Source organism: Pristimantibacillus sp. Z349TD_6 (assembly GCF_056173205.1).
On sequence record NZ_CM149662.1, the window covers coordinates 1,921,707 to 1,947,473 of the forward strand.

Annotated in this window: 16 protein-coding genes; 14 read left to right on the forward strand and 2 right to left on the reverse strand. The window is 48.0% G+C overall.

Features of this window, described 5'->3' with window-relative positions; genetic code table 11:
- Positions 1–14: 14 nt before the first annotated feature.
- The 10 genes from AC0VYE_RS08295 (at position 15) to AC0VYE_RS08340 (ending at position 14,958) form a co-directional block, all read left to right on the forward strand.
- Entirely contained in the window at positions 15–641 is a 627-nt protein-coding gene (locus tag AC0VYE_RS08295) for a CIS tube protein (RefSeq protein ID WP_076267910.1), read from the forward strand.
- Positions 642–645: 4 nt separating this feature from the next.
- Positions 646–1,731, forward strand: coding sequence for a phage late control D family protein (locus AC0VYE_RS08300; protein WP_475447209.1), 1,086 nt, complete (start codon positions 646–648; stop codon positions 1,729–1,731).
- On the forward strand, positions 1,728–2,456 hold the full coding sequence (locus AC0VYE_RS08305) for a phage baseplate assembly protein V (protein ID WP_218639588.1): 729 nt from the start codon (positions 1,728–1,730) through the stop codon (positions 2,454–2,456). The genes AC0VYE_RS08300 and AC0VYE_RS08305 overlap by 4 nt, the downstream gene beginning before the upstream one ends.
- A gap of 22 nt (positions 2,457–2,478) precedes the next feature.
- On the forward strand, positions 2,479–2,880 hold the full coding sequence (locus AC0VYE_RS08310; protein ID WP_076267908.1) for a GPW/gp25 family protein: 402 nt from the start codon (positions 2,479–2,481) through the stop codon (positions 2,878–2,880).
- A 14-nt stretch (positions 2,881–2,894) separates the two neighbouring features.
- A complete protein-coding gene (locus AC0VYE_RS08315; RefSeq protein WP_475447211.1) occupies positions 2,895–5,993 on the forward strand; it encodes a baseplate J/gp47 family protein in 3,099 nt (1,032 codons plus the stop codon).
- 53 nt (positions 5,994–6,046) lie between these two features.
- On the forward strand, positions 6,047–8,311 hold the full coding sequence (locus AC0VYE_RS08320) for a putative baseplate assembly protein (RefSeq protein ID WP_475447213.1): 2,265 nt from the start codon (positions 6,047–6,049) through the stop codon (positions 8,309–8,311).
- A gap of 33 nt (positions 8,312–8,344) precedes the next feature.
- The gene (locus AC0VYE_RS08325) at positions 8,345–10,450 is read left to right on the forward strand and encodes a phage tail protein (RefSeq protein WP_475447215.1); all 2,106 of its coding nucleotides are present in this window, start codon (positions 8,345–8,347) and stop codon (positions 10,448–10,450) included.
- Positions 10,451–10,476: 26 nt separating this feature from the next.
- Complete coding sequence (locus AC0VYE_RS08330; protein WP_475447217.1) at positions 10,477–12,147, forward strand: hypothetical protein; 1,671 nt, start codon at positions 10,477–10,479, stop codon at positions 12,145–12,147.
- A 106-nt stretch (positions 12,148–12,253) separates the two neighbouring features.
- Positions 12,254–13,303: a DUF1835 domain-containing protein gene (locus AC0VYE_RS08335; protein WP_475447219.1), complete on the forward strand. Its 1,050-nt coding sequence runs from the start codon at positions 12,254–12,256 to the stop codon at positions 13,301–13,303.
- A complete protein-coding gene (locus AC0VYE_RS08340) occupies positions 13,303–14,958 on the forward strand; it encodes an SGNH/GDSL hydrolase family protein (protein WP_475447221.1) in 1,656 nt (551 codons plus the stop codon). Before AC0VYE_RS08335 ends, AC0VYE_RS08340 begins: the two co-directional genes overlap by 1 nt.
- Before the next feature lie 517 nt (positions 14,959–15,475).
- Here the strand turns inward: AC0VYE_RS08340 and AC0VYE_RS08345 are convergent.
- On the reverse strand, positions 15,476–17,299 hold the full coding sequence (locus tag AC0VYE_RS08345; protein ID WP_475447223.1) for an MORN repeat-containing protein: 1,824 nt from the start codon (positions 17,297–17,299) through the stop codon (positions 15,476–15,478).
- 2 nt (positions 17,300–17,301) lie between these two features.
- A complete protein-coding gene (locus AC0VYE_RS08350; protein WP_076267901.1) occupies positions 17,302–17,688 on the reverse strand; it encodes a DUF4280 domain-containing protein in 387 nt (128 codons plus the stop codon).
- 233 nt (positions 17,689–17,921) lie between these two features.
- On the opposite strand from AC0VYE_RS08350, the gene AC0VYE_RS08355 reads away from it, so the two are divergent.
- The 4 genes from AC0VYE_RS08355 (at position 17,922) to pheS (ending at position 25,760) form a co-directional block, all read left to right on the forward strand.
- The gene (locus AC0VYE_RS08355; RefSeq protein ID WP_475447225.1) at positions 17,922–20,651 is read left to right on the forward strand and encodes an adenylate/guanylate cyclase domain-containing protein; all 2,730 of its coding nucleotides are present in this window, start codon (positions 17,922–17,924) and stop codon (positions 20,649–20,651) included.
- 25 nt (positions 20,652–20,676) lie between these two features.
- Complete coding sequence (locus tag AC0VYE_RS08360) at positions 20,677–21,174, forward strand: GNAT family N-acetyltransferase (RefSeq protein ID WP_076267899.1); 498 nt, start codon at positions 20,677–20,679, stop codon at positions 21,172–21,174.
- Positions 21,175–21,180: 6 nt separating this feature from the next.
- Positions 21,181–24,213: a cyclic nucleotide-binding domain-containing protein gene (locus tag AC0VYE_RS08365; protein WP_475447227.1), complete on the forward strand. Its 3,033-nt coding sequence runs from the start codon at positions 21,181–21,183 to the stop codon at positions 24,211–24,213.
- Positions 24,214–24,725: 512 nt separating this feature from the next.
- Positions 24,726–25,760: a phenylalanine--tRNA ligase subunit alpha gene (gene pheS, locus AC0VYE_RS08370; RefSeq protein WP_076267897.1), complete on the forward strand. Its 1,035-nt coding sequence runs from the start codon at positions 24,726–24,728 to the stop codon at positions 25,758–25,760.
- Positions 25,761–25,767: the final 7 nt, after the last annotated feature.

The window sequence follows — 25,767 nt, forward strand, 5'->3', positions numbered from 1 at the left end:
GGAGGGGACATCGAATGGCATTAAGCAAAGCGCAGTTTTGGATCTTTCGAGCGAAAGAAACCGAGAAGGTGGATGTGCTTTTTAACCCGACTGATTATGAGATGGAATCCGGAAATCAATATGCGGAGAAGGAGATTGCGGGGCTGCAAACCCCGCTCTCCCAATTTACGAGCGGTGAGCGGACAACATTGAAGCTGAATTTGTTTTTTGATACGTATGAAGCGGGCATTGACGTTCGTACCTATACTTCCAAAATCGTGGGCATTCTCGATGTTGACTCGGATTTGCATACGCCGCCGACCTGTAAATTCATTTGGGGCTCGCTTGATTTTAAAGGAGTTATTACGAGCATTACGCAGAAATACACGATGTTTCTGGAAACCGGCGTCCCGGTTAGGGCATCCTTAACGGTCGATATGCTGAGCTCGCAAACGATGAAGGAACAATACCAAGAAATACCGCGTCAATCTGCCGACCGTACGAAGCAAAAGACGGTCAAGCAAGGGGATCAGCTGTGGTCAATAGCGGCTGAGGAATACGAGGACCCGGGAGCATGGCGCCATATCGCCGAAGCGAATGGGATTGATAACCCCCGTATGCTGTTATCCGGAAGAAGCTTGACGATTCCGAGATTGGAGTGAAAACGTGGCTGCAAACTCCTTTGAGGATTTGGAATCCAAATATGGTGATTTTAGCGCACCTGAGGTTGATATTTTAATAGAGGGTCAATTGATCAAGCTTTCAAACATGGCTGTAGAATGGGTTGATGTCGAGCAAACGACGGATGCACAGGCGGATATCGCCAGGTTTTCAATTTCTAATGGCTATATTTGGAGCGAATCCCGTATGCAATGGGTAGGCACAACGATTGCGGTAGGCAAGAAGGTGCAAATCAAGCTTGGTTATGCAGATAAAAAATCGCTTGTATTTGATGGAATCATAACAGGTTATACCATTGATTATCCTTCAAACGGCAGCCCAAGCATTGTCGTAACGGCGATGGACCGCTCTTTTCTCATGATGAAGACGTCACACTCCAAGGTGTGGAACCAAATGAAGGACAGCGATGTCGTTCGGCAAATTGCCGGAAATTATGGTTTGTCTGTCGATTTGGACGATACGGGCGTCACCAAAAAAACGATTGAGCAAATCGGGGTGAGCGATTATCATTTTGTCCGCTCGCTTGCGATGGATAACGACAGGCATTTCTATGTAGAAGCATCCAAGCTTATTTTCAAAAAACCGAAAACATCGGGAGCGCCGCTTATTACGCTGAAATATGGGAAAAACCTCGTTCAGTTCACGCTGACGGTGGATGCTTCCAGCCAGACTTCACAAGTCAAAGTTCGCGGCTATGACGTCGATAAGATGCAAGCGATAGAATCCGTTGCCAGCTCGGTTACCATTATTGGTACGAACACCAAAAGCGGCCCAAGTGTAGCAAGCATGCTCTCTAATCAAAAGATGGAGGTCGTATACACGCAGGCAGCATCGCAGGACGAGGCGCAATCGCTTGCGAAGGCGATGCTGGATCGTATTTCCCGCGAGCTTGTGAGCGGTCATGGCACATCGATTGGTTTTCCAGAGCTGAAGCCAGGCGAATTAATCAAGATTGAGGGTCTCGGCAGCGACAAGCTAAGTCAACTGCTGCGATTGACGAAGGTTACGCATCGACTCGACGCAACGGATGGCTACATGATTTATTTTGAGACGGAGGGGAATGCGATATGAGCACGATGTATCCCGGTTTTTTTGACCAGCATCAGCGCTCCATGCAATCCGAGCAGCTGTCCGGAGTGTGGAATGCAATCGTTACCGACAACAAAGACCCGGATAAGCTTGGCCGCGTAAAGGTGAAGTTTCCACTGCGCGAAGGCGAGCTCCAGACCGATTGGGTGCGCGTTGCCACTTTAATGGGCGGGAACGACATGGGCTCTCTTTTTTTGCCGGAGGTGAATGATGAGGTGCTTGTCGCCTTCTTAATGGGGCGGCTGGATCAGCCGATCGTCATTGGCTCTTTGTGGAGCAAGAAACAGAAGCCGCCTGCGCCGAACGACAAAAACGATATTCGCAAAATCAAGACGAAAACCGGGCATGAGATTACGTTTGATGATACGAGCAGCGCAGGCACGGTTACGATAAAAACGTCAAAAGGCCATCATATTACGTTTGCCGATAAGGATAAGACGGTTACGGTTGAAACGCAAGACAAGCAGCAATCGATCAAGCTGGATGAGATGGGAAAGAAGGTCACCATCCAATGCGGTTCAGCGTCTACGATTGAGATGAGCGCGCAAGGCGATGTAAAAGTGACGGGCTCAAAATCGGTTACCGTAAAAGGCGCTCAGGTGAAGGTGGAGGCGGATGCAGCGCTCACGCTTCAATCCAATGGCATGCTTGAGGTAAAGGCTAACGGCATTTTGTCGCTGAAGGGCGCGATGGTTAAGATCAATTGATGGCTGAGGGAGGCTGCAGCAGATGTCGGCATCGTTTTTGGGGAAAGGATGGAAATTTCCCGTTCAGGTAGACGCAACAACCGGCCGTATTCGCATGGCGGAAGGCGAGGATGACATCGAAGAGTCTATCCGAATTATTATTCGAACGTCGAAGGGCGAGCGATTAATGCGTCCTGATTTTGGCTGCGGCTTGCGGGATTTTGTATTTGGCACAACGGATGAGACATCGCTTCGACTCATTGCCAGCGATGTGCAGGAAGCCATTCGAATTTGGGAACCGAGAGTAAAAGACGTAGAGGTAGAGGTCAAGCCTGATCGGCAAAATAACGGCCGTGTGCTAATGAGCGTCTCCTATGCGGTAAGATCCACAAACAATCTTTTTAATCAGGTGTTTCCTTTCTATTTAGAGGAAGGAAGCAAATAACGGGAGCGAGCAACGTGATGAAGCACGGGGGAAGAAATGGCGGTGACAACCGTCCGCCAAAAATCAATCATAATAACTTATCCTCTTTTATGGCTCAGTTAAAGGAGATGGCACCTCATTATACGCCGGAGTGGCGCTTCTCGCAGGAGGAGCCTGATGCGGGGACGGGACTCGCCTATTTGACCGCTGAGATGCTGGAGGACACGGTTAATCGGCTTAATCAAGCGCCGCTCAATCATTTCCTTGCTTTCCTCGATCTTATCGAGGTCAAGCTGCAGCCGCCTCGTCCAGCCCGGGCGACCGTTGTGTTTCAGCTGAGTGAAGGAACGGTCGACCCCGTTTATTTGCCGGCAGGCATTGCATTGACAGCCCCTCATCCTGACGGCGGCGAGCCGCTCGTATTTGAGACGGAGAAGGTGCTGCTCGCTACACCGGCGAAGCTGATGGAGTGGATTAGTGTAAATCCACAAAAGGATCATATTGCTACTGCAGCACTGGACTATGGAGATCGATTGAAGAGCGGCCTAGCTGAGCCAATCAGCTTGTTCGATACCAGCTCTATGCCAAATGAGCAGGAGCATACGCTTTATATTCGGCATGACGATATCTTTCTAGTAGATCGGCCAAGCCGATTTTACATAAATGTTCACCACACCGAAAAACGTTACTCTGAGCCGGAGCTTGCTTCCTCGCTCGCATCAGAGTGGGTGGAATGGACGTATCCATGCAACGGGGAATGGGTGAAATTCGATTCCGCAACGGCTGCAGGCAGCATGGTCGTTTTATATAAACAGCGAGCTGGAAAGCTGGAGCTCACTGAGCATGAAGGCATAACTGGCCGCTGGATCAGATGTACCGTGAAACAGCTGCAAGGCGCTGCCTCCCCTCTGCTTAACAAGCATTTGGAGATGGATAAAATAAGGCTTCGTGCGGCGCATGATGCGGCCGGCGACAATGTTGGCATTGAGCCAGGCGCATTATATTTTAATGATACGGAACTCTTGAAGGATGGGTTTTACCCGTTTGGAGAACATTTTGTTCCTTATTCCGTTTTTTATTTATCGTGTGAAGAGGCGTTTAGCAAGCGTCAAAGCAAAATCAAGCTGACCTTCTCTGCGAGAGCGATTCCGAGTAGGCTCAGAATGGCGCAGGATCCCGAAGTAAAGTGGAAAATGGTCATGCGGACCTCTGATTTTGACGAGAAGGATCCGCCGCGCGTATGCATCAGAAGTGTTCAATGGGAGTATTGGGATGGCAGCAATTGGGGCAGGCTGCCCGGCAGCGAGCAATTCGGAGCATTGTTTGCCGATCTGCCGGAGCAGAGTGAACGAAGCTTTACTTTGACGTTTAACTGTCCAGACGATATGGCGGAAACGTTCGTAAATGGTACGTCTGATTATTGGATTCGGGCACGTGTGCTGCAGACTGATCCCATTATCGCGCCTGTCGTGGAATATATGTCACCTTGGCTAGCACAACCTGTTCTGTCCTATGCTCATGCCTCGCAAAGCTTATTTATGCCAGAGCATGTCTATACAAGAAGCAATATTGACAATCGTGATCGAACGCCTTCTGCACAACATGGCGGTCAGTCCTTTAAGCTGTTTGAGCAAATTCCAGCAAGTCATCCTACGATGTATGCTTCCTTTAATGCTGCGCCGTTAAAAGGTCCCATTCGCCTGCATATTGAGCTGGAACGCAGGTTTACAGCCAGCAATCAACCGCCGTGGGTGGAGTGGGAAGCGCTTTGCTTGGAAGCAGGCCGCTACATTTGGCAGCCGCTGAAGGTGGTGGACAACACTGAGGCGTTTACGATAAGCGGAGAGCTGCAATTTGTAGGGCCATCTACGATGGCGCCGGCTCGCTTGTTCGGGCATGAGCGTTATTGGATACGCGCAGTCAATCGTGATGGCTCGTTAGGAGATTCCTTTCCGAGCAATCCTGTAGCCTCAAGCATGCATCTGAATGCTGTTTCGGTCAGGCAGCAGGTTAGTCAGGAGAAGGAGCTTACGATTCCTGCGGACGGCTTTGTACAGCTAGCGCCTATGGCATTCATTGAAGAAGAGGTGTGGGTAGATGAGCTCGCACATTTCACGCCAATGGATCGTGTGAAATGGTCTGACTCCGAGCCTGAATATTATATGCTGCAAAGAGACGGTGACGGTAATGACCAACGCTTCTGGGTGAGATGGCAGCCGGTCGTTTCGCTTGCAGAGTCTGGCCCAATTGACCGTCATTATTCACCGGATCATGCAGGCGGAATGCTGCAATTCGGAGATGGCATACGCGGTAAGCTTCCTTCCTCTGACACGGCGGAAACGGTGCGCGTTCGCTTTAAAACTACCGCGGGCGCAAACGGGCATGTCGATGCCGGGCAAATAACGGGGATGGTGCTTCCATTTGCATTCGTCAGCAGCATCAGCAATCCGGCTCCTTCAATTGGCGGCGGTGATGCGGAACGGGTTGAGCAAGTGCTCGTAAGAGGACCGCAGCGGCTTAAGCACCGCGGACGGGCCGTTACCGCAAGCGACGTAGAATGGATTGCTAGAGAGGCATATCCGCAGATCGCTAAGGTGAAATGCTTAAGCAATCGAAATGCAAGGCTGGAGCGCTCTCCTGGCTCCATGGTTGTGGTTGCTTTCCCAGCGGGCGGCTTAGAAAGCGCTGCTCAGTTTCCAGAGCTGCGCAAAGCGGTGGAGCGTGAGCTCATGCTGACAGCATCGAATCTGGTTTCCTTGGGCAGTGCCATACGGGTTATCGAGCCGGCCTATTTGGAAGTGTCCGTGCATGCAACGGTGGCATCCCAGTCCGTGGATGATCTGCTTCCACTAGAGATGGCTTGTACAGCCAAGCTGAATGCGTTCTTACATTCGGTAACTGGAAATGTTGACGGCAACGGCTGGAATATTGGAGAAACGCTGCATGTGTCAGTGCTTCACTCCCTTTTGCATGCTGTCCACTCGCTTTTATATATCGAACGTCTTTATTTACATATTGTCAAAATAGAAAATGGAAATCGTACCGAATGGGATCCCGGCCGGATGAATGAGGTTATTCATGGCATCGTCGTTAATGGCAGCCATAGCATAACGGCTTTCCCTGGTCCGAAATAAGAGTTTCGAATGAGGGTAGTACGATCAAAAAAAGAAAAGGAAGGAGAGATCAAATGCTGCCGAGGCTGCCGCTAGACGACCGCACGTATGCGGAAATCGTTCAACAAGCAAGAAGGCTCATCCCAAAGCGGGTTCCGGAATGGACGGATGAGAATGCGCATGACCCGGGCATTACGTTTATTGAGCTATTCGCTTGGCTGACAGAGATGCAGCGTTATTTCATTGGCCGAGTCCCGGACAAGAACAGGCGCAGGTTTCTTGATCTGCTTGGTATTCAGCCTGCAGACGCAAGTTCGGCGAGAGCTACCGTACAGTTCTCAAATATTAAAGCTCCGGTGACGCTGCCTCGCGGGACGAAGTTGATGGCTGAGGATCAGATGTTTGAGACGGAAGCCTCCATTTCCCTTGTGCCGCTTGCGCTGGATAGAATCGTTACGCGAACGGAACGGGAAGCCAATGACGTCACAGCTACAAATGATCATGCCAATGTTGCCTTTTATGCGTTCGGGAAGGATGCAAGGACAGCCTCGAAGCTTTATCTTTCCTTCGATCGTGAGCTGAGTGCGCAGGAACAGGTCACGATAAACATCAATCTTTTGGAAGCGGATAAAGGCGTTGGCAATGACGAGGTGCAGCATCTGGTAATCAATCGCGAAGCCATTTCTCCATCTGCAAGGCTCTCGTGGAAAGCTTATTGCTGGGATGAAGCAGCAGGGACAGCAGGGTGGATGCCCGTTGAAGTGGTAGAGGATGAGACGCTACATTTGACGCTTAGCGGCAAAATATCATTTTGCCTAAGGGCGCCGATGCGTACGGTAACTGTGCATCCTGCAAGCGAGCAGCCGCGATATTGGATATGTGCAACAGTTGAGGAGTCTGGTTATGAAATGCCGCCTCGCATTCGTCAGCTAATGCTGCATACGGTCAAAGCTGAGCAGAAGGATACATTAAGCGAAGTGATTGATTTTACGGTATCAGGGGAGCCCCATGAAGAAATACATATTGCTACCTACTTAGCTGTTTTTGGACAAATACGTGTTCAAGTGCAAGATGCTGATGGCGCATGGCGTTACTGGCAGGAGATTGCTTCCTTTGAGGGGCTGCCTCACTCTGATCGCCCGCCTGCATTTTATAGCGTTTTAAGACATGCTTCGATGGAACATGTCACAGTACAGTTTAGCGATGGCTCTACCGGAGCTGTTCCGCCGCCTGGACAAACGGTTCGTATCATTGCTAGTGAACCTAAATTTGATCTTTACCGATTCATTGGACGAAGCAATGGGCTGCCGAGCCAAAGCTTTGAGCTGTACAATCTATCCTGCAAGAAACGCGAGGCACTAAAGCTGCAGGTAGGTGAACAAGAACCGGATGGCCATTTCAAATGGCAGGATTGGAAGCGTGTAGATGAGTTTGACCGCTCTAAGCCAGGCGATCGTCATTATATTTATGATCCCGTCAAAAGACTCATCTACTTCGGCAATGGCGAAAAAGGTGCTATTCCGCCAGTCAGTATGGATACCAATATTGTTCTAACCGGTTGCGAATTAGGCGGTGGTGATCGTGGAAACGTTAAGCCTTATCTCATATCTGAGTGGGTGAACGAAGCACATAAAGCATTGCAAATCGAAGTGAATAATCCAAGTTTTGCAGCTGGAGGCTCGGAAGCGGAAACGCTGCAGGTAACGCTGCAGCGGGCGCAGTCAGAGCTGAAGCATACATTCCGTGCCGTCACCAATGAGGATTACGAAACGTTGGCTTTAGCAACACCAGGCGCTGCCGTAGCTAGAGTGCATGCAATTCCTCTCTATAAGCCAGGACTTGATGATTATCCAAGAGAGAAGGCAAATGGTCAAGTTTCGGTTGTAGTCGTACCATACGGTTTAAGCGATACACCAACGCCAAGCGCTGGTTTCCTTCAAACTGTAAAACGTCATTTGGATACAAGAAGATTAATAACGACAGAAGTACATGTCATTCCCCCCATTTATATTAAAGTAACCGTCAATGCCGTTGTTGTTGTCGAGCCTCAATTCGTAGATGAAGGACAACGTTTAGTGGAGCAATTGAAAAAGCTGCTAAGACCGCTTGATGGTGAGCATGGAACCAAAGGCTGGAAATTTGGCCGGTCTGTCTATAAGGGTGACATTTATAATGCGCTAAGCAAGGCGAGCGGCGTAGTATACGTGCAGGATTTGTGGATTGATGCGGAAGGTGCGCATGTTAGGAAAAGTGCAGGAGGGGACATCATTCTTCCGCCGCAGGGTCTTGTTTACTCAGGGCAGCATGAAATTGAGCTCATTAGTCGCACCCATCTATAGCATCGTGGCAATCGGCTGCAAAGGAGGTACAGCATGAACGGAAAAGACCAGTTTTTCTCGATTAACCGCGAGCAGGATTGGCTGCGCGGCACCGGGTATAATCTTGATTTTCATTTAGCAGGCTTCGGCGTTCGCCGCGATAACAAATATGGAATAGCGGGAACGATTCAGCTGGGTGACCTCGCAGGTACAGCTGCCATTCAAGAGCTGGCTGTTTCCCAGCATGAGCATATGTTTTTGCTGGATGAGCGCGCGGATCTGTGGATTTACGACCGCCGTAATGCTGATCATAAGCGCTTGTTTACACAAGGGCATGGCCTGTTCAGCTCCCATGCTAGACTTGCTGCCTCCGGCGAGCTTTTAATTGCCGCAGATCGCATGGGTGAGAGGACAGTCGCTGCTTATCATACCGGCAATGGACAAACGCTCTGGTCGCGCGGAGGCAATGAAGCAGATGGAGTTCTGCTGCATCCGCTTGCGATAGCAGCGGATAACCGGTATGTTTACGTGCTGACACCGCTTGAACTGGATACGGGAGGCGATGAGCCGTCAATAGCAGAAGGCGCTAAGCTGGGTATTATCCAGTTTACGTTAGGCGGCGCACTCGTCAGTGTATGGAGTGATCCAAAGTTTACACAGCATGTACGAGCGAAGCTAAGGCATTTGAACCGAACTTACTTCATGACCGTCGCGGCATCGGGTGAGCTTTATATATTTGATACGTTATACGCAAAGCTATTTTCATTTGGGCCTACTGGAACATTGAGTGCGAAACGTGAACTCCCTGCTCTTCCTTATGCAGGATTATGTGCTGACAGCAGCGGCATGATTTATATTGGCGACACGAGGCAAATGGATCAAGTGAGCGAGGATGACCGCTTTATCGTCCAGTTGAATGCTGCTGGCGAGACAGCTGGACGCATTACAGGTTTTCGAGGCAAAGCGGATCAGCTGTTGATTGATGAGAAGGACCGCATGTACATTTTGAACAGTGAAGACGGAACGATTACGATCTTGAACTTACAGCCGCAGACGCTGTTGATGGAGGAAACGGGTGTTCCTGAAGGGGTCTGGCTTTCACGGGCGTTCGATAGCGCAGAAGCCGAAACCGTCTGGCACAAGATGGCGCTTAACTCCTTTATTCCAGATGGCACACAGATTCATATATCCTATTTCAGTCAAAATGACGATAGCTGCATTATCGCAGGAAGCTATCGAAAAGTAGACGATTGGCTAGCTGATGCGACGATCCCCTACCGCGAAAAGCTGAATGCACTAGCCGAATTTTGGTCACCGCCGGTTATTAATCCGAGTGACGCATTGTTTTTTGGAGCAAAAGGACGTTTCTTGTGGCTAAAAATCGAGTGGATCGCTTCGGAGCGGTATACGCCGCTCTTGGAGTCCATGCGAATTTATTTTCCGAGAGACACTTATTTAAATTATTTGCCTGCTGTCTATCAAGAGGACCCGGCAAGCCGTGATTTTCTTGAGCGTTATTTATCATTATTCGGCACGTTGTTTTCCGAGATTGAGGAAGAAATTGAGGATTTATCGGAATACATCGATCCTGAACGGGCAACGGGCGAGCATTTACGCTGGCTGGCGACTTGGGTTGGCTTAGAAACGGATGATTATTGGACGGATGAGCAGGTGCAGGCGTTCATTCAAGCCGCACCGGAGCTTTATCGTTACCGCGGCACGCATCAAGGCTTAATGAAAACGATCGAGATTTATACGGGTGTTGCACCGCTGATCGTGGAATATTTTCAAACAAAGGTGATGCGCGACAACGGAGAGCTGCGGCATCTGACAGATCAGCTTTATAGCGGTGATCCGTATACGTTTACCGTGCTGCTGCGTCCGGAACAGGCGCCAACTGAGAAGCAGCGAGTCGTTATCGAACAGCTGCTGGATGAGCAAAAGCCGGCCTATACGGAAGCGAAGCTGGTGCTGCTGCAGCCATGGATGTATTTGGATTTACATACGTACTTAGGCATAAATACGGTGCTGACTGAGCCTTCCCTGCTCAAGTTGAACCCTGATCGTTCGATGCCAAATGATACGCTGATCGTTGACGTTGGCATGGAGAAGCGCATGGATATCCATACCCGTTTAGAAATGGATTCAGAGCTGGAATAGTATAATTACGCGAAGGAGCGGTACAAGTGAAAAAATCGAGGCTGTATCCATTTGAGAGAAATCGTTATTTTTACGGGAAGCTGTTGACGGTACGCGATTTCGAGTCGGAGCAAAAATATTTTAACGATAAAAGAAGGCTGTTGAACCGTCTGCTCTATGGCAGCGGCGTGTTGTCCGGCATGCAGGTTGTAGCGGTAGATGACAAAACAATTTCGGTCGAAATGGGCGTAGCGATCGATTATATCGGACGGGAACTCGTAATTCCTTCTCCTGTAACGTTAAAGCTGTCGATGATCGAGGGCTTTACAAACAATGAATATAAGAAAAACGTATACTTGTGCGTCGCTTATGATGAGAAAGGCAAGGAGCCCGTTCACTCGGTAGGCAATTCAGCAATTCGCAACGATGAAGTGAGCGAATACAACCGTGTGCTTGAATCCTATCGTTTATTCATTAATGAAGAAGCGCCTGCACCGTCCTCATTTGAATTCGTTAGATTGCTTGAAAATGTAGCTACGATTTATGAAGATGCGAATGTACGGATTACGCAGCGTATGCCAAAGTATGTGAATGTCGGCGAGGTTGTTGAGGTTAAGCTGGTGGTTGAGAAGACACTGCAAACGCCGCGAATTGCATTCCAATATGATTATGAAGCGATGGGCTTCACTTCTGTTGGCCATGATGGGAATACCGTTATGTTTGTTGAGCCGGGCGATGCGCAGGAAACAGAGTACTCCGTTAGCTTTCATTTGAAAGCGCCGCAGACTGCTGGCGTCAAAGCACAGCTTGCTGTACCTAATCATGCTGCGAAGTTAACCATTGGCGACTCGGCTATTCCACTGGATACGAATGCGAAGCACATCATTGAGGTGCTGGACGAGCCAGTAGCGAATCGAATATTGAAGGATTGGCATGAACGCAGCTTAGAGCAGGCAGTAGAGGGTTCTGCTGATCAAAGCATCTGCCTAGCCAAAATCAGCTTGCTCCAAATGGGACCGACCTACATGATTGAGAAGGTGGATCGTGTACCTTTTGATGAATATATCGAGAGCACCGCACTGCTGCAGCGTTTAACGCAAACGTCGCAATCCTCATCGCTTCATAAGTTTTATGCGAGCGCGGAGACGTATGATCTGGAATATGATGAGAAGCCATCTCTTGATGTACAGTATCATCCCGAACGCAATGAATTTGATTTCAAGCTTGGTATTCCGCGGCCTCAGCATTTGTATGATGAGATTTCAACGGGTACAATGGAAGTAGCGCTGGAGTCTATCGGAAAGACAGGCGGCTTCTTCTTCTCGCGCGGCAAAAAAAACTATGTGTCTGATGAAATTCAGCATGGTCTTGGCGAGGGTCAAGTATCGGTTGTAGTCGGCTTGGAAGAGATCGATAAGACGATTTTGGCTGACCAAACAAGCACGATGAAAAAAGTATATTATGGACAAAGCGACGTATTTAAAGGCACAGAGTTTGAGCCTGATATACCGAATGTATCGCTTGGAACAATTGTGTATCCGGAGAAGGGCACATTCCGTATCGGAATGAAGCTTCAAGGTGAAACCGAGTCGGCTGCGTCTGTAATCGCCGTTCGCTGGTGGGCATTCAAAAGTTTAGGCGCGGCGAAAGCGGCTGATCAAGTAAATGATGAGATAGATCAAGGGTTTGCAGAAGCAGCTGCGTCGCAGCAGGAGTAAGCCATTATAAGCTGTTCAGAAGGTCGATAAGAACGATGATCTTGCTGAGCAGCTTTTTTTATATATGGCGTAAACTAGTATAGGTGTACAAGAAGGAGGCTTTGATTTGAAAGACCTTTATGAGCGTTTAAGGGAGCTGAGCGAGGGTGAGGCTAGAAGCCTTCTAAACGACCTTCTAAAGCTGACTGTACCGTTTACTGAACAAGGAAATGGGGAGCAGAAGGCTCTGGCTGACTCCATTGTACAAATGTATGAAAAAAACGTGCAGCACTCACATTCCTTGAGTGTTGAAGCTGAGCAGCGGAAAAGCATGGTTCATCTCGTATGCAGCATGTCGGATGCAGGATCTTTGAAAGTAGCCCTAAGCAATTTAGGAAAACGAGCAGACAATGAGGTATTGTCGTTTAATGATTGCTTTTCAGTAGGTCCAATTAAGGATATTGATCGTGCAGAAGGACAGCGGTCACGAGAGTTTTGGCAAATGCAGAAGCTGTCTGGTTTTATGTTTAATCACCACATGAATCGTGAGCATCAGATTCAGAGAATGATCGAGAAAATAACAGCCATAGCTGAGCATAACTCTATCATCATCTGGTGTGCCGATAACGCGCACGATCAGGTAGGACTGCGCTTCATCATGCATTTGCTAAAGAATCGTACCAATAGCGTACATATGATGAATGTTTCTGAGCTTTTTCGGCTTAACGCGGCAATCATGCAGACTAACCTGCCTCACTATGCGCAAGGGCTGCTAGAGAGGGATGTTTACTTAAATATCGTAAACGGATATGAGCAAGCAGAGAAAATAATAGATAGTGAGAGACGACGCTATGAAGCAGAGTGGTTGGAGCTGTCTCAGGAAGAGTGTACACTGCGTTTATGGGAAGATGGCAAGATTAAGCTTGCTGCTGAAGAGGAGCTTGATAGGAGGCTTATAGCTATTATTGATAAGCTTGCAATCGATTGCGAGGATGGTTTTGTAAAGGCAGGAGCTGTTATCGGAGAATTACAGGACCACTATTTCCAGCTAATTGACTTTCGTTTCACTGAATATCGGCTGTGGACGCTAATTAGCGACGGCTGCTTGGCGTTTAGAGGACTGCCGAATGCGATGCATCAATATTCCGTGCGAAATAACAAAGGGAGGACCATTTGATGAAGCCGTTATTTGGGAAGGATTCTGCTATACCAGATAAGAAAAAGATCGTTTTTCTAGGAGACAGCATCACGGATGAGGGCACGTTTATTGCCTTCATGGATGCTTATTTCCTGCAGCATATGCAAGCCAATCAAATGACACTTATTAACCTTGGCGTAAGCAGCGAGACAGCATCTGGCTTAAGCGAACCGGAGCATCCTTTTCCTCGTCCCTGCGTGCATGATCGGCTTGGCAAGGCTCTAGCGGAAAGCAAACCAGACTGGGTCGTTGTATGTTATGGGATGAATGACGGCATCTATTATCCTTATTCTTCTGATAGATTCCAAGCGTATCAACAGGGTCTATTACGGGCTGTTACTCAGATTAAGGCTGCGGGAGCCAAAGTAATTCTTATGACGCCGCCTCCATTTGATGCCGTATCGTTCACAGGCGGCAGCTTGCTTCCTTCGGGGCAACCAGCATACAGCTACTCTCAACCTTTTGCTGACTATGAGGATGTATTGAAGCGATACGCAGACTGGGTGCTGACTTTGGACGATGTTGCAGATGCGCTCGTTTCTATCCATGATCCAATGCTTCGCATGTGGGAGCATAAGCGTAAGGAGACTCAAAATTATATAACGGGGGACGGTATTCATCCGAATGCTGAGGGGCACTGGCTGATCGCCGCGGCTCTGCTTCGCGTGTTGTTTAATATATCACTGGAGCAAATACCCGAATATGTGCTCCAACCAGACTCTTCATCGCTATTCTCAGCTGTACAGCAGCGCCATCGATTGCTTAGCTCGGCATGGAAGGAGCATGTCGGACATACGAACCCGAATAAAGCGGAAGCGCTGCCGCTGGAGCTGGCATTGAAGGAGGGCGGATCGCTTAAAAATCTCATTCTCTCCTTGGCTGATCGGCCAGAGAACAAAAATAATAGCCGCGCTTCGAGCTGGAAGGGCTATGAGCGTATCGATTTTATGCTGGAGGGAAGAGAAGGACTAATCGTTTTTCCTAAAGCATTTGCCGAAGGCAGGCCATGGATATGGCGCGCTGAGTTTTTTGACGCGTTCTCCTATGCCGATATGGCTTTGCTCGAGCAGGGCTGGGCAATTGCATATTATCGACTAAGCGACATGTATGGATGCCCGGGTGCGGTAGAGCGGATGCGAACGTTCCAAACCTACGTGACAGGAGCTTATGAGCTCGCTCCAAAAACGGTGCTTTTTGGCTTCAGCCGCGGCGGGCTATATGCGTTTAATTATGCAGGCAAGTACCCAGACCAAGTGAAGCTGCTGTACTTAGATGCTCCTGTACTCGATATGCGCAGCTGGCCGGGCGGGAAAGGCGCAGCTGCAGGTGGAGCGGCTGAGTGGGAGGAGTGTCTGGCTGTTTACGGCGAGCTGGAAGAAACGGAATCGTCACTAAAGGGCAGCTCTCCTCTGGACAGAGTAGAAGAGCTGGCAGCAGGCGGTATTCCCGTTTTGATCGTTGCAGGAGATGCTGATATTCCGCTGCCTATAGAAGAGAACACGCTGCCATTCGAGAAACGTTACCGGGAGCTTGGCGGAACCATTAAAGTCATTGTGAAGCCGGGAGTCGGTCATCACCCGCATAGCTTGGAGCAGCCAGAGCCGATTTTATCTTTTATTCAGCAGTATTGCTAGTGAGAGAATGATAGGCATAAAGAACGGGCGATGGGAAATGCACGAAAATGATAGTCTTCAACTTTGGTGTGTGGAGCTAACGGACATCGGAGCCGTTAATTGCTCGGAATCTCCATTTTTAAGGAGCAATCGGACATCAGTGTCGTTATTGCTCGGAATCTCCATTTATAAAGAGCTAACGGACATCAGATCCGTTATTTGCTTCGGAATCTCCATTTTTAAGGAGCTAACGGACATACAGTCTCTTATTTGGCTTCAAGAGCAATGATTATCCTTCAATTTGGATAAATAACGCATCTGATGTCCGTTAGAATTCGAAATGGGCTTAAAATCAGTAAATAGCGGAATGTATGTCCGTTATAATATGCTCCCCAAATAGTAGACAGGTGAAGTAATAAAAAAACCTTTGCTATGAGTGAATTACAGGCAAAACTAAACGGCCTCAGTCCAATGGAGTTTAGGACTAAGGCCGTTTAACGTTTTTTTCTACTTGACGGGGGGCAGTTCACTTTTATTGTTATTCCTCAGGAATGATATAGGACATTTCAAGTCGTACAGGCTTATCTTTATTTAATAGAAAAGTGAGAAGCGTACTGCCTGACTTGAACAGAACCCTTACTCGGCCATTGTCGAGCTTTTCCTTGGCTGATACCGTTTTGGCGGCTAATAATCTGCTATACGTTTGTTCCATGACAACTGGATTCCATGTCGTCAGTTGACTTACAAAAAAAGCTTCTGGATTGTCTTCATCGACTTCCAGTACAAAGGACATTTGCATTGCGCTGAACGTCAGCGTTTGCGGCAGTATTGGATCGAGTGCTAAGTCGGGATCAACAAATACAGGGTCTTCGCTTTTCGTTGTATCCTTCTCTGTGTTCGCCGCCGATTCCTTGGTGCTGCCTAGTGCAGCAGGTAGAGCAGTGGAGCCGCCAGCAGCCATTGTCTTTGTCTGAACGCTTTGAGGGGTTGCTGTTGGCATTGCGGTTAAATTGCTGCTGCTTTCCGGCGTCGCCGAAGGTGCTATCGCTGCTTGGTCTGTCGCTTTCGGTTCAGGTGATGAAAAATCTGCTGAAGCATCAGCTTCGTCGGCCGTTATAGGTTCAGTAGGTTCGTCTACAATAATTTCTTCAGTAAGCTCTTCCTCAGGAACAGTTACAGGAGCATCAGGTACACCCAACGTTTCTTGCAGCTTTACGAGCGACAGATTCATGAAGCCTTCAGCGTACAAGCTGCCGTCTCTGAAAAAACCTTTGTAGAGAGGCGCGCCGTCCATATCGTACAGTGCTCCTATGCCTTCATATTTGTTATTGACGAATTTGCCGTCATAGACAATACCGCCTGAGGCATTAAACATTTGTCCACTGCCATTCTGCTGTCCGCTAGCGAACGACCCTGTATAAACAACAGAGCCTGTCTCATTAAATAAGCTGCCAACCCCGTGATAGCTGCCGAGAAGAAAGGCGCCGTCATATTTTACGAAACCTGATGGGTAATATTGTTTCCCCGGGCCAGACAGCTTGCCAGCAAGGAAGCTGCCTTCGAATAATAAAACGCCATTATTGTCAAACTGCTTGCCTGCACCCTCATAAACACCAGTATTAAATTGGCCTTCATAGATTAGCTTGCCTGATTCATTGTAAAGTTTGCCATCGCCGCTGTATGAACCCTTCATAAAGGCGCCAGCATAGATGATCCCGCCGCCAGCATCATATGCTGTACCAGCTCCTTCGTACGCTCCAGCTGCAAACTCGCCCACATATTGAGGTTTTCCGCCTGCATAAAATAAAGTTCCAGCACCCGCATATTGATCGTCAGCAAACTGTCCGCGGTAGAGAAGCTCGCCCTCTTCATTAAACAACTCGCCTGAGCCCGCCATCATTCCTTTAGCGAAATCTCCTTGGTAACGAAGCTTGCCGTTTGGATAATATAGCTTCCCTGGACCGCTGTATTGACCATCGACCAGTTCCCCTTTAAATAGCAGATTACCTTCTGCGTCAAGGACGGATGCAGCGCCTGTGAAGCTGCCATTCGCAGCAGCAGCAGCTTCCAGCTGAGGCGTTCGTCCGAACCATTTGTTAATGAAGGCTGGCGGGCTTACAAATCCAAAATAAACGATGATTAGAGTAATGACGAGAACAAGAGCGATAAGCTTCTTTGCTATGTAGTAGCTGCCAATGCGCAAATAATTGTTGAGCGATCGAAGCGGGCCAAAAATAGCAGTGACCAGCCATTTGCGGAGCACGGCAAGCATACGCTTTGGCAGCGTTTTCGCCCGTTTAAGAGGCGCAATAATTTTTCGCTTAATGGGCTTGATTATGGGATTTAGAATTTGCGCTATCATAATCATGGCACCTGTATCGTCATTTGTCCCGGATTCACGAACTGAATGACGCCTCCCCAGTTGCACATGCATTTGGACGAATTATTTAAAGCAGGCATGTTCGCAACTAACACGGTTGGCGAGCCGGGCACCCATGGAGCGGCTGTAACGGGAATACAGGGCTGAGGGGTAAGTACGCCTAAGGCAGCAGCAGTTGCGGCTGCGACCATCGGATTGGCCAGCGAATTACAAACCCCAAAGGGCAATATATTAACCATCGGTTTATTATCCATAATGTTCGCGATCGGCATAGCCGTCAAAACGCGATTGGCAGGCAACACATTAAACGTGCCGGGAGCTGCTCCAAAAGAGCATTGCATGGTAGCCCCTCCGCATATAAGTTGTCCCATATAATTCCTTCCTGAGAGTAGGCCTTACTTAATGCCTCTCCTGTTTTTTTGCTATATTCTACTATTTTAATAGTACTATAAGCCCTAAAAGCCATCAACATAAACCTACTAAAATAGCTAACATTCGATGAATACTTACAACAATGCTGATGCTAAATGACTAAACATGTAGTAATATGGAAATAGAAATATTTTGAAAAATGAAAGCGATGGTGCACATGCGAAGGTCCACTATGGGTATGACTCTTCTGAGTATAATAGCAATTTGCCTCGGCTTCTGGCTTTATCCAAACTTAAATCACTTTCAAACCCCTCCGTATAAAACAGAGAAACCACTCACTTATTTATCCAAGGCTTCGGCAGGGCCGGATGGAAGCATGATCGTTATCGGAGATTCACGTCAAGAGATTATACGAATCGGCAGCAAAGGATCTATTGAAGAGGTCATCCGGCAGGATGATGCTACCATTAGACATGATTTTACAGATATAGCGGTGGCGGCTGACGGCACAATCTATGTTCTTGATACAATTTTGGACGGATATGGGCTTTATGTACGCGAAGAAAGGATTGTTCGCTACGCGATCGGCGATACAAAAGGAACGGTCCTGTTTACGTTCGAGGGAAGCGGTACCAACAAACGGGTAGGGCTGATCAAAGGTCTTCAAGTTGTAAAGGAAGATATTTATTTCTACATAAACGAAGAGACGAACGTACAATTAAATCGGTTATCTGCTGCGGGCGGAAAGGCAGAGGAGCTGCTAACATTCAAATTGCCTGCAGATCGTTACTTATCAGAAATCGTAGGTTATGCGCCGGAACAAATCTATTACTCTACGAAGCGCGGCGCTATTTTCAGAGTGAATGCAGGCGGCGAAAGCGAGCTGTCCTATCCGCTGGAAGGCATGGACCGCACTCGCAAAAACTTCCCAGAGGGACTGCTTCTGCACGAGAATGGAAAGTTATATTTTATTGATCGCCTAGTAAATGCAGTTACGAGTATGAATGCGAAGGATTCCAGTAATTTAAGAACGGTCATAGATGAGGCATCGTTAAAGACAATAGCTCCGCATGCGGAAAGCCTTGATATTATGGATTTGACAATGAATGCAGCAGGGCAAATGGAGCTTGCTTTAGGTGACAGCATCGTCAGCATGGATGAGGCTGGCAGCAACACGAGTGTCCTTGCGAAGCTAACTTATGATCGCGGTTCGGCGGTACAGGGTTGGATGACGTGGCTGGCCGCTGCCTTAATGCTCGTTATTTTAGTAATCATAATCAGACTGTTTTATGTATATGTGCTTAATCGCAGAATCTCATTGTTTTTCAAACAAGTTTTTGCAATTGTACCGATATTGATAATAGCGATGATTATGTTATCCAATTTTATTTATGATAGTTTCTCCAGCAAAATGGAAGATGAGATGCAGAAGCAGCTGTCTTTGCTTGCGCGCAATGGTCAAAATATGATTAACGGCGACCAGCTGAATCGATTGACTTCGCCAAACGATTATATGAGCAAGGATTATGAATCGATTCGGAGCAAAATGAACTTCTTGTTCGAAAGCGAGGATCCTGCAAATCGCAAAGGTCTGTACAGCACATTATACAGATATGAAAATGGTGAAATCTTCATCATTATGGATGATGATGACGGCGTTAATATGTACAAGCCTTTTCCTAAGAACGAGCTGAACCGGCTTGTGGTTGAGAAGGGCGAGGTTGTAACGGACCGATGGGAAGATGCTACAGGCAAATGGTTATATGCAATTGGACCTATCTATGATTCTACTAACAAAATTGTAGGCGTTTATGAAACAGGCCGGGATTTGAATGTATTGTATCAATCCAACCAAACCATTTACAAAAGCATTATGCGAAACATTGGGCTTATAAGCTTAGTATTAATCGTTCTCGTACTCGCTGTAACGTATTATCTGCTCTCGTCGCTGCGCAAGCTTCGCAAAAGCGTAATGGAGATGGCAAATGGCAACTGGGATGTGAAGGTCAACATACGATCACAGGATGAGGTCGGCGATTTGGGAGAGCAGTTCAATCGCATGGCGCTTCATATTCGAACGTACATAAAGGACATTACTTCGTTCAGCGAAGCTTCGCATCGCTTTGTACCTCAGCAGATTTTTAAATATTTAGGCAAAAAGGGAATTACCGATATTCACCTTGGAGATCAGGTTCAGCAAAATATGACGGTTATGGTCGCGAATATTCGCTCATTCCATCATTTATCGAAGCAGTTGACTCCAAAGCAAAATTTTGATTTTATGAACACCTTTCTAAAACGGTTTAGTCCATTTGTTCGGACAGAGGAAGGACTAATAAGCAAATATTTGGGCGCAGGTTTTATGGCTCTGTTCCCTTCACGAAATGAAGATGCGCTGCGCGCGGCTGTTGCGATACGCAGAGAGCTCGTTTCCTATAATGAAAGCTTGAAGGCTTCCGGCTTTGCTCCGGTTGATCTAGGGATGGCCATTCATAAAGGGCCGCTTATGCTTGGGATCGTGGGTGAAGAGCAGCGGATGGAAGGCAATGTGATCTCCGATGACGTGAATATTACAGCAACATTAGAGCGGATGTCCGATACGATGGGCGCATCAATACTTGTCACTCGTACGTTCTATGAGCAGCTGCGTTCACCTGAACGCTTCCGCTTCCGTCTGCTTGGTCGTGTGCGAATTGACGGCAAGGATGATCCGATTGAGCTTATTGACGTATATGAGGGAGATTCAGATACAGAGCGCGCTTTAAAGGATCGTACAAAGCCGCTGTTTGAGAAGGGGATTATGCTTTGCCAAGAGGGGCGTTTCTTCGATGCGAGAGAAACCTTTATAGAAGTGATCAAAATAAATCGTTTCGACAAAGCTGCAAAGTTATATTTTTACCTTTGTGATGAGTATTACCAGAAGGGATCAACTGAGGGCTGGAATGGCACACTCGCGGTTTAAAAATTGAAGTTAGGAGGAAGGTCGAATGCTTGTTGGACAGTTTCGGATTAGTCGCATCTCCACAATAGATGAGGCGGAAAAAGTCGTCGCATTTTTATTATCAGGCTTTTCATTTGATGATACTCGTTACACGCCAGGCGAGCTGACGCATTTCCGAGAGCTTCCATTTCGCGCGGTAAATAATGAAATTTATTTCTGGTATGCCGAGGATGAGGATGGAAATGTCATAGGCATAAATTGCATCGCCGAAAATGAGCAAAAAACCGGAGGTTTCAATTGGGACTACATGGTTGTTCATCATGATTATCGCAAAGTAGGCGTGGCGGCGCTGCTGATGGAGCAGATGTATGACTTTTTAGGAGAAGTAAACGCCAGATATCTAGTAACCTATACTTGCGATCTGCCAGAGTACAACCGCATTCGTCAATTGTTTGAGAGCAGCGGCTTTACACTGGTTGGTAGATGCCCAGATTATTACTACGAAGGGGAAGACCGCTTAATCTATCATCGAAAGCTGGTTTAAAAAGATATGACTAAAGATACCATATTGCGCGCAATCGGTGCCCGTCCAGAGGATCAGCGAAAGCTGCTTATGATGGCACCTGTTTTTTTTATTTGCGGCATATCTGAAATGCTTAATTACAATGGCTTTATGACGTTGTTCAATCAGCGGTTCGGAAGTGAATACCTTCCCTATGTATATGCGGCGGAGGCTATCATTTTGCCGCTGGAGGCGTGGCTCTTGTCCTGGCTTGCTGCTAGGCTGCCAAAGCCGAAGCTGATGCGCGTCTTATATGGAATAATGCTAGGCATCGTTGCCGTAAATGCATTGGTGCTGCTAGTATTGCAGAGCTTCGATCTAGAGCTGAGAGGGTATTATCCCGTCTTGTTCATAGCGTCCAGCTTTGTCGTAAGGCAGCAGACCCTATTGCTTTGGAGCTTGGCCGTTGATTTGTGCTCGACGCAGCAAGCGAAGCGTCTCATGCCCGTGTTCGTTGGTTCAGCGACGCTTGGCGGAGTAGCGGCAGGTTTGCTTGCACAGCTTTTAAGCCTATTTTTTGGACCCGAGGTTATTTATGCCGCTTCCGGTTTGCTGCTTCTGGCTGCATTGCCGAATTACCGTAAAGTGATTACCCGTTATTTGGTGCCATTGTCGATCAAAATTGAAGCAAATGCTCTGGAGGAGGAGCCGGTGTCAACGGGAGCGGTGTTTAAGCACGCGCTTCGATCTCCTTTTTTGCTAACCGTTATTTTGCTTATGACACTGATGCCAGCTCTTTATTTTCTAATGGAATATGAGTTTCTGAATGTAACAAAAATGTCATTCCCAAGCGAACAGGCTTTCAGCCGGTTTTTTGGGATGATTACGATGGTGTTGTTTGTTCTCGCCTTTTTGCTGCAAACCGTCTCAGGCAAGCTGATGGCACGCCTTGGTGCAAGCCAAATGCTTACGGCCATATCGGGCGTTTATGTTCTAGCCTTTGCCGGCGCTTTATTTTTTGTTGGCGGTCCAGCGGCGCTTCCAATGATTTCGATCGGTTACATGCTGTTATATTTGCTGCTTTATTATTCAGCCGAGCCTTCCTATCAGCTGTTCTTCAAGACGCTTCCGCTTGCGCAGCGCGACAGCTACAGATATGCAGCGCAAGGAATTGCGGCTACGGCGGGCATTTTGATCGGCGCTGGCTTGCAGTTTTTGCATTCAGGCTTTGGGGTATCCTGGACTGCCTTGTCGTTTGTAGGATTTGCAGGCGCCGTGCTGCTGTTTGTGCTTGCTTGGTTCGGCAGAAGGTTCTATATGCGTGAGCTTGTAGGCAGCATACAGACCATTGGCGAGCAGGATTTAGCCGAGCAGTTCGATGAATTTAGTCGAAACGAAGCTGCAATGGCAGAGCTCAGGGCCATGTTGAAGCAGCCGATAGACTCTGCGAAAGAAATTGCCTTGCAAATTATCGGCAGGCAACAAAATCCGAATGATGTTGCCGATTTGCTGGCGCTGATTGATGATCCGAATCCACGCATTCGCGTTGCTGCCGTTAGAGCGATGAATCTCGAGCGCGCAGACCTGCATGCGATGGTGAAGGTAGCAGCATTTCTTGAGGATCAAGACGATGAGATGCGTGCCGAAGGAGTAAGACAGATTGGCAGAATGAAGCATATGGAGCATCAGGCGTTTTATTTCCTGCGGCAAAAGCTGCTTGATCGGCATCCGAGCGTCGTTGCAGAGGCAGTCAAAGCGATGTACTCCTTTAACAATGCAGCAAGCCTCGAGGCATGTGCGGAAGTGATTGATCGTATTCTCGATGCAGGAGGCGAATCCTCGGTTTATATTTGCCGAGTTATCGCGGAGCTTGAGCTGTATTCGTTTGTGCCGAAGGTTGAGAAGCTTGTTGATGATGTGCATCCAGCTGCAAGAGTTGCAGCAATCGCTTGTTTGGGAAGGCTTAAGGTTACATCCATTATTCCCATTCTGTTGGAGCGTCTCCCGCTTATGGACCAAGAAATGTTCCGCACGACGACAGAAAGCTTTATTCAGATGGGCGATGGAGCGGTCGATCTGCTGATTGATAGCTTGAATGGCGCGCCGCCGAAGCGATGGACAGCTGTGATGATTGCGCTCTCGGCACTTTTGCCAGATGAGCAAGTACGTTCTAAGCTAACGGATGAAGCGTTAAGCCGTTTAAGTGAGCTTGAGGCAGCGTCAGGTTATTCCTTGTCGCTTAAACAGCTAGGGAAGACGGAGCTTGCAGAACTTGCTTTGCTGCGCTGGCGAGAGGTTCGCGACTTTATTTTTACAGGTGTATGGGCGGTGCTGACCAAGCTTGCGGATGAGCAGGTAGTTGATGCGATCAGAAGGGCAGCTGCTGATGAAGACGAAGAAATTCGAAGCAATGCTTGGGAAGTGCTCGCGGAGGGCATGGGTGAGCGCAGATTATCGCAGTTTTTGCTGACCGTTCTAGAACGCGGCGAAGCTGGAAGAGAAGTAACTGCCGATGAGGAAGCGACTGTCCTATTGGAGGCAGCGCTAAACGGAAATGATGATTGGTGGCGGGAGATCGCTGCAGCGGCGTTAGTGGAGGAGGGGGAACAAATGTCCAAAGACCAGCAGATGATGAGCCGTTTAAACAAAGTAGTCTTTTTAAGACAGGTTCCCTATTTCGCTGATTTATCGCTTGAGGAGCTAGGCTTAATCGCTAATATAGCCGAGGAGTATGTATGCCCGGATGGAGAGAATCTTCTGCAAAGAGGAGAGCCTAACCCCGCGATGTATGTCATCGTTGACGGCAATATCGAGCTCACTAGCATTTCCGCGGCAGGCTGGGAAGGAACGATCGGCGTACTCGGTGCAGGGGATGTGTGCGGCGTAACTTCAGCGCTCGACAGCACCTCATCTACAGTAACGGCGCAATCCTTGCTTGGCGATGTGAGAGTGCTGAAGCTGCTCGGCGATAATGTGTCAAGGCTCATTCGTCTGTACCCGGAAATAGGAATCGGGCTGCTCCGAGCATCGTTCGCACGCATTCGATTGCTGGAAGAAATGATGATGAGGATTGATTCGTAGCAATAAAGCAAGTTAGCGGTTGCAACGGTACTTCAGATTGCATATAATATAGATTATTATTTCATATTCGAAGTAAAGCGATGATGGAGAAGAGTAAGCAGTACTTTCGCACAGGAAGAAGACGCCGTAGACTGAGAGCGTTTTTGTGAAATAGGCTGCCCAAGTTCACTCCTGAGCAGACACCTGAAACGCCATGATATACGGCGCGTGTAGGGAAGGTCCGGTTCCCGCCGTTATGGGGCTAAGGGATTGTCATTCAGCGCCTCTAGGCGACGTTAGCCACACTTGGTTATGCGTACAGGCTGATGCTCAATCCGAATTAGGGTGGTACCACGGTTCTTTCGTCCCTTTAGGGAGAGAGGGCCTTTTTTTGTGTAAATATAACCATTTATAAGTTTGTTAGCTTATAAAGAGCTTATATTTTTCCGCGAAACGTTAGCTAAGCCTTCTAAGGATGGCTTTAGCCGTTACGCTTGCATGATTTAGGGATGATGATATGGAGGCGAAGAAAAATGAAGGAAAGATTGGAAGGACTGCGCGTTGAAGCATTGCAGGAGCTTCAGCATGTGGATACGCCACAGCAGCTAAATGATTTGCGCGTTAAATATTTAGGTAAAAAAGGCGCTTTGACTGAAATTTTGCGTGGCATGGGTGGACTAAGCGCTGAAGAACGTCCAGTAATTGGTCAAGTAGCGAATGATGTTCGAGCAGCTATTGAAACGGTTATCGATGAGAAGCAGGATGCATTCCAGCAAGCTGAGACGAACAATAGACTCCTTGCAGAGACGCTGGATGTTACGCTGCCAGGCAAGCAATTGCCTACCGGCGCAGTGCATCCTTTAAACAAGGTAGCCCAAGAAATTGAAGATATTTTTATCGGTCTTGGTTATACAATTGCCGAGGGTCCAGAGGTTGAAGAGGATTATTACAACTTCGAGGCATTGAACTTGCCTAAGAACCATCCAGCCCGCGACATGCAGGATTCGTTCTATATTACGGATGATATCTTGATGCGTACGCAGACTTCCCCGGTTCAGGTTCGTACAATGAAAGCAATGAAGGGCCAAACGCCTGTTAAGGTCATTTGTCCGGGTAAAGTTTACCGCCGCGATGATGACGATGCGACACATTCATTCCAGTTCAATCAAATCGAAGGTCTTGTCATCGGCAAAAATATTCGGATGAGCGATTTGAAAGGAGCATTGCTGCAATTCGTTCAGCAAATGTTCGGCTCACAAGCGCAAATTAGACTTCGTCCAAGCTTCTTCCCATTCACGGAGCCAAGTGCTGAGGTTGACGTTACTTGCGTTCAGTGTGGCGGCAAAGGCTGCCGCATGTGCAAGCATACGGGCTGGCTTGAAATTCTTGGCTGCGGCATGGTGCATCCACGCGTTCTTGAAATGGGCGGTTACGATCCGGAAGAGGTCAGCGGCTTTGCATTCGGCATGGGCGTTGAGCGTATCGCGTTGTTGAAATACGGCATTGACGATATTCGTCATTTCTATACGAACGATCTGAGGTTCTTAAGCCAATTCGCAAGAATGTAGCAATGAG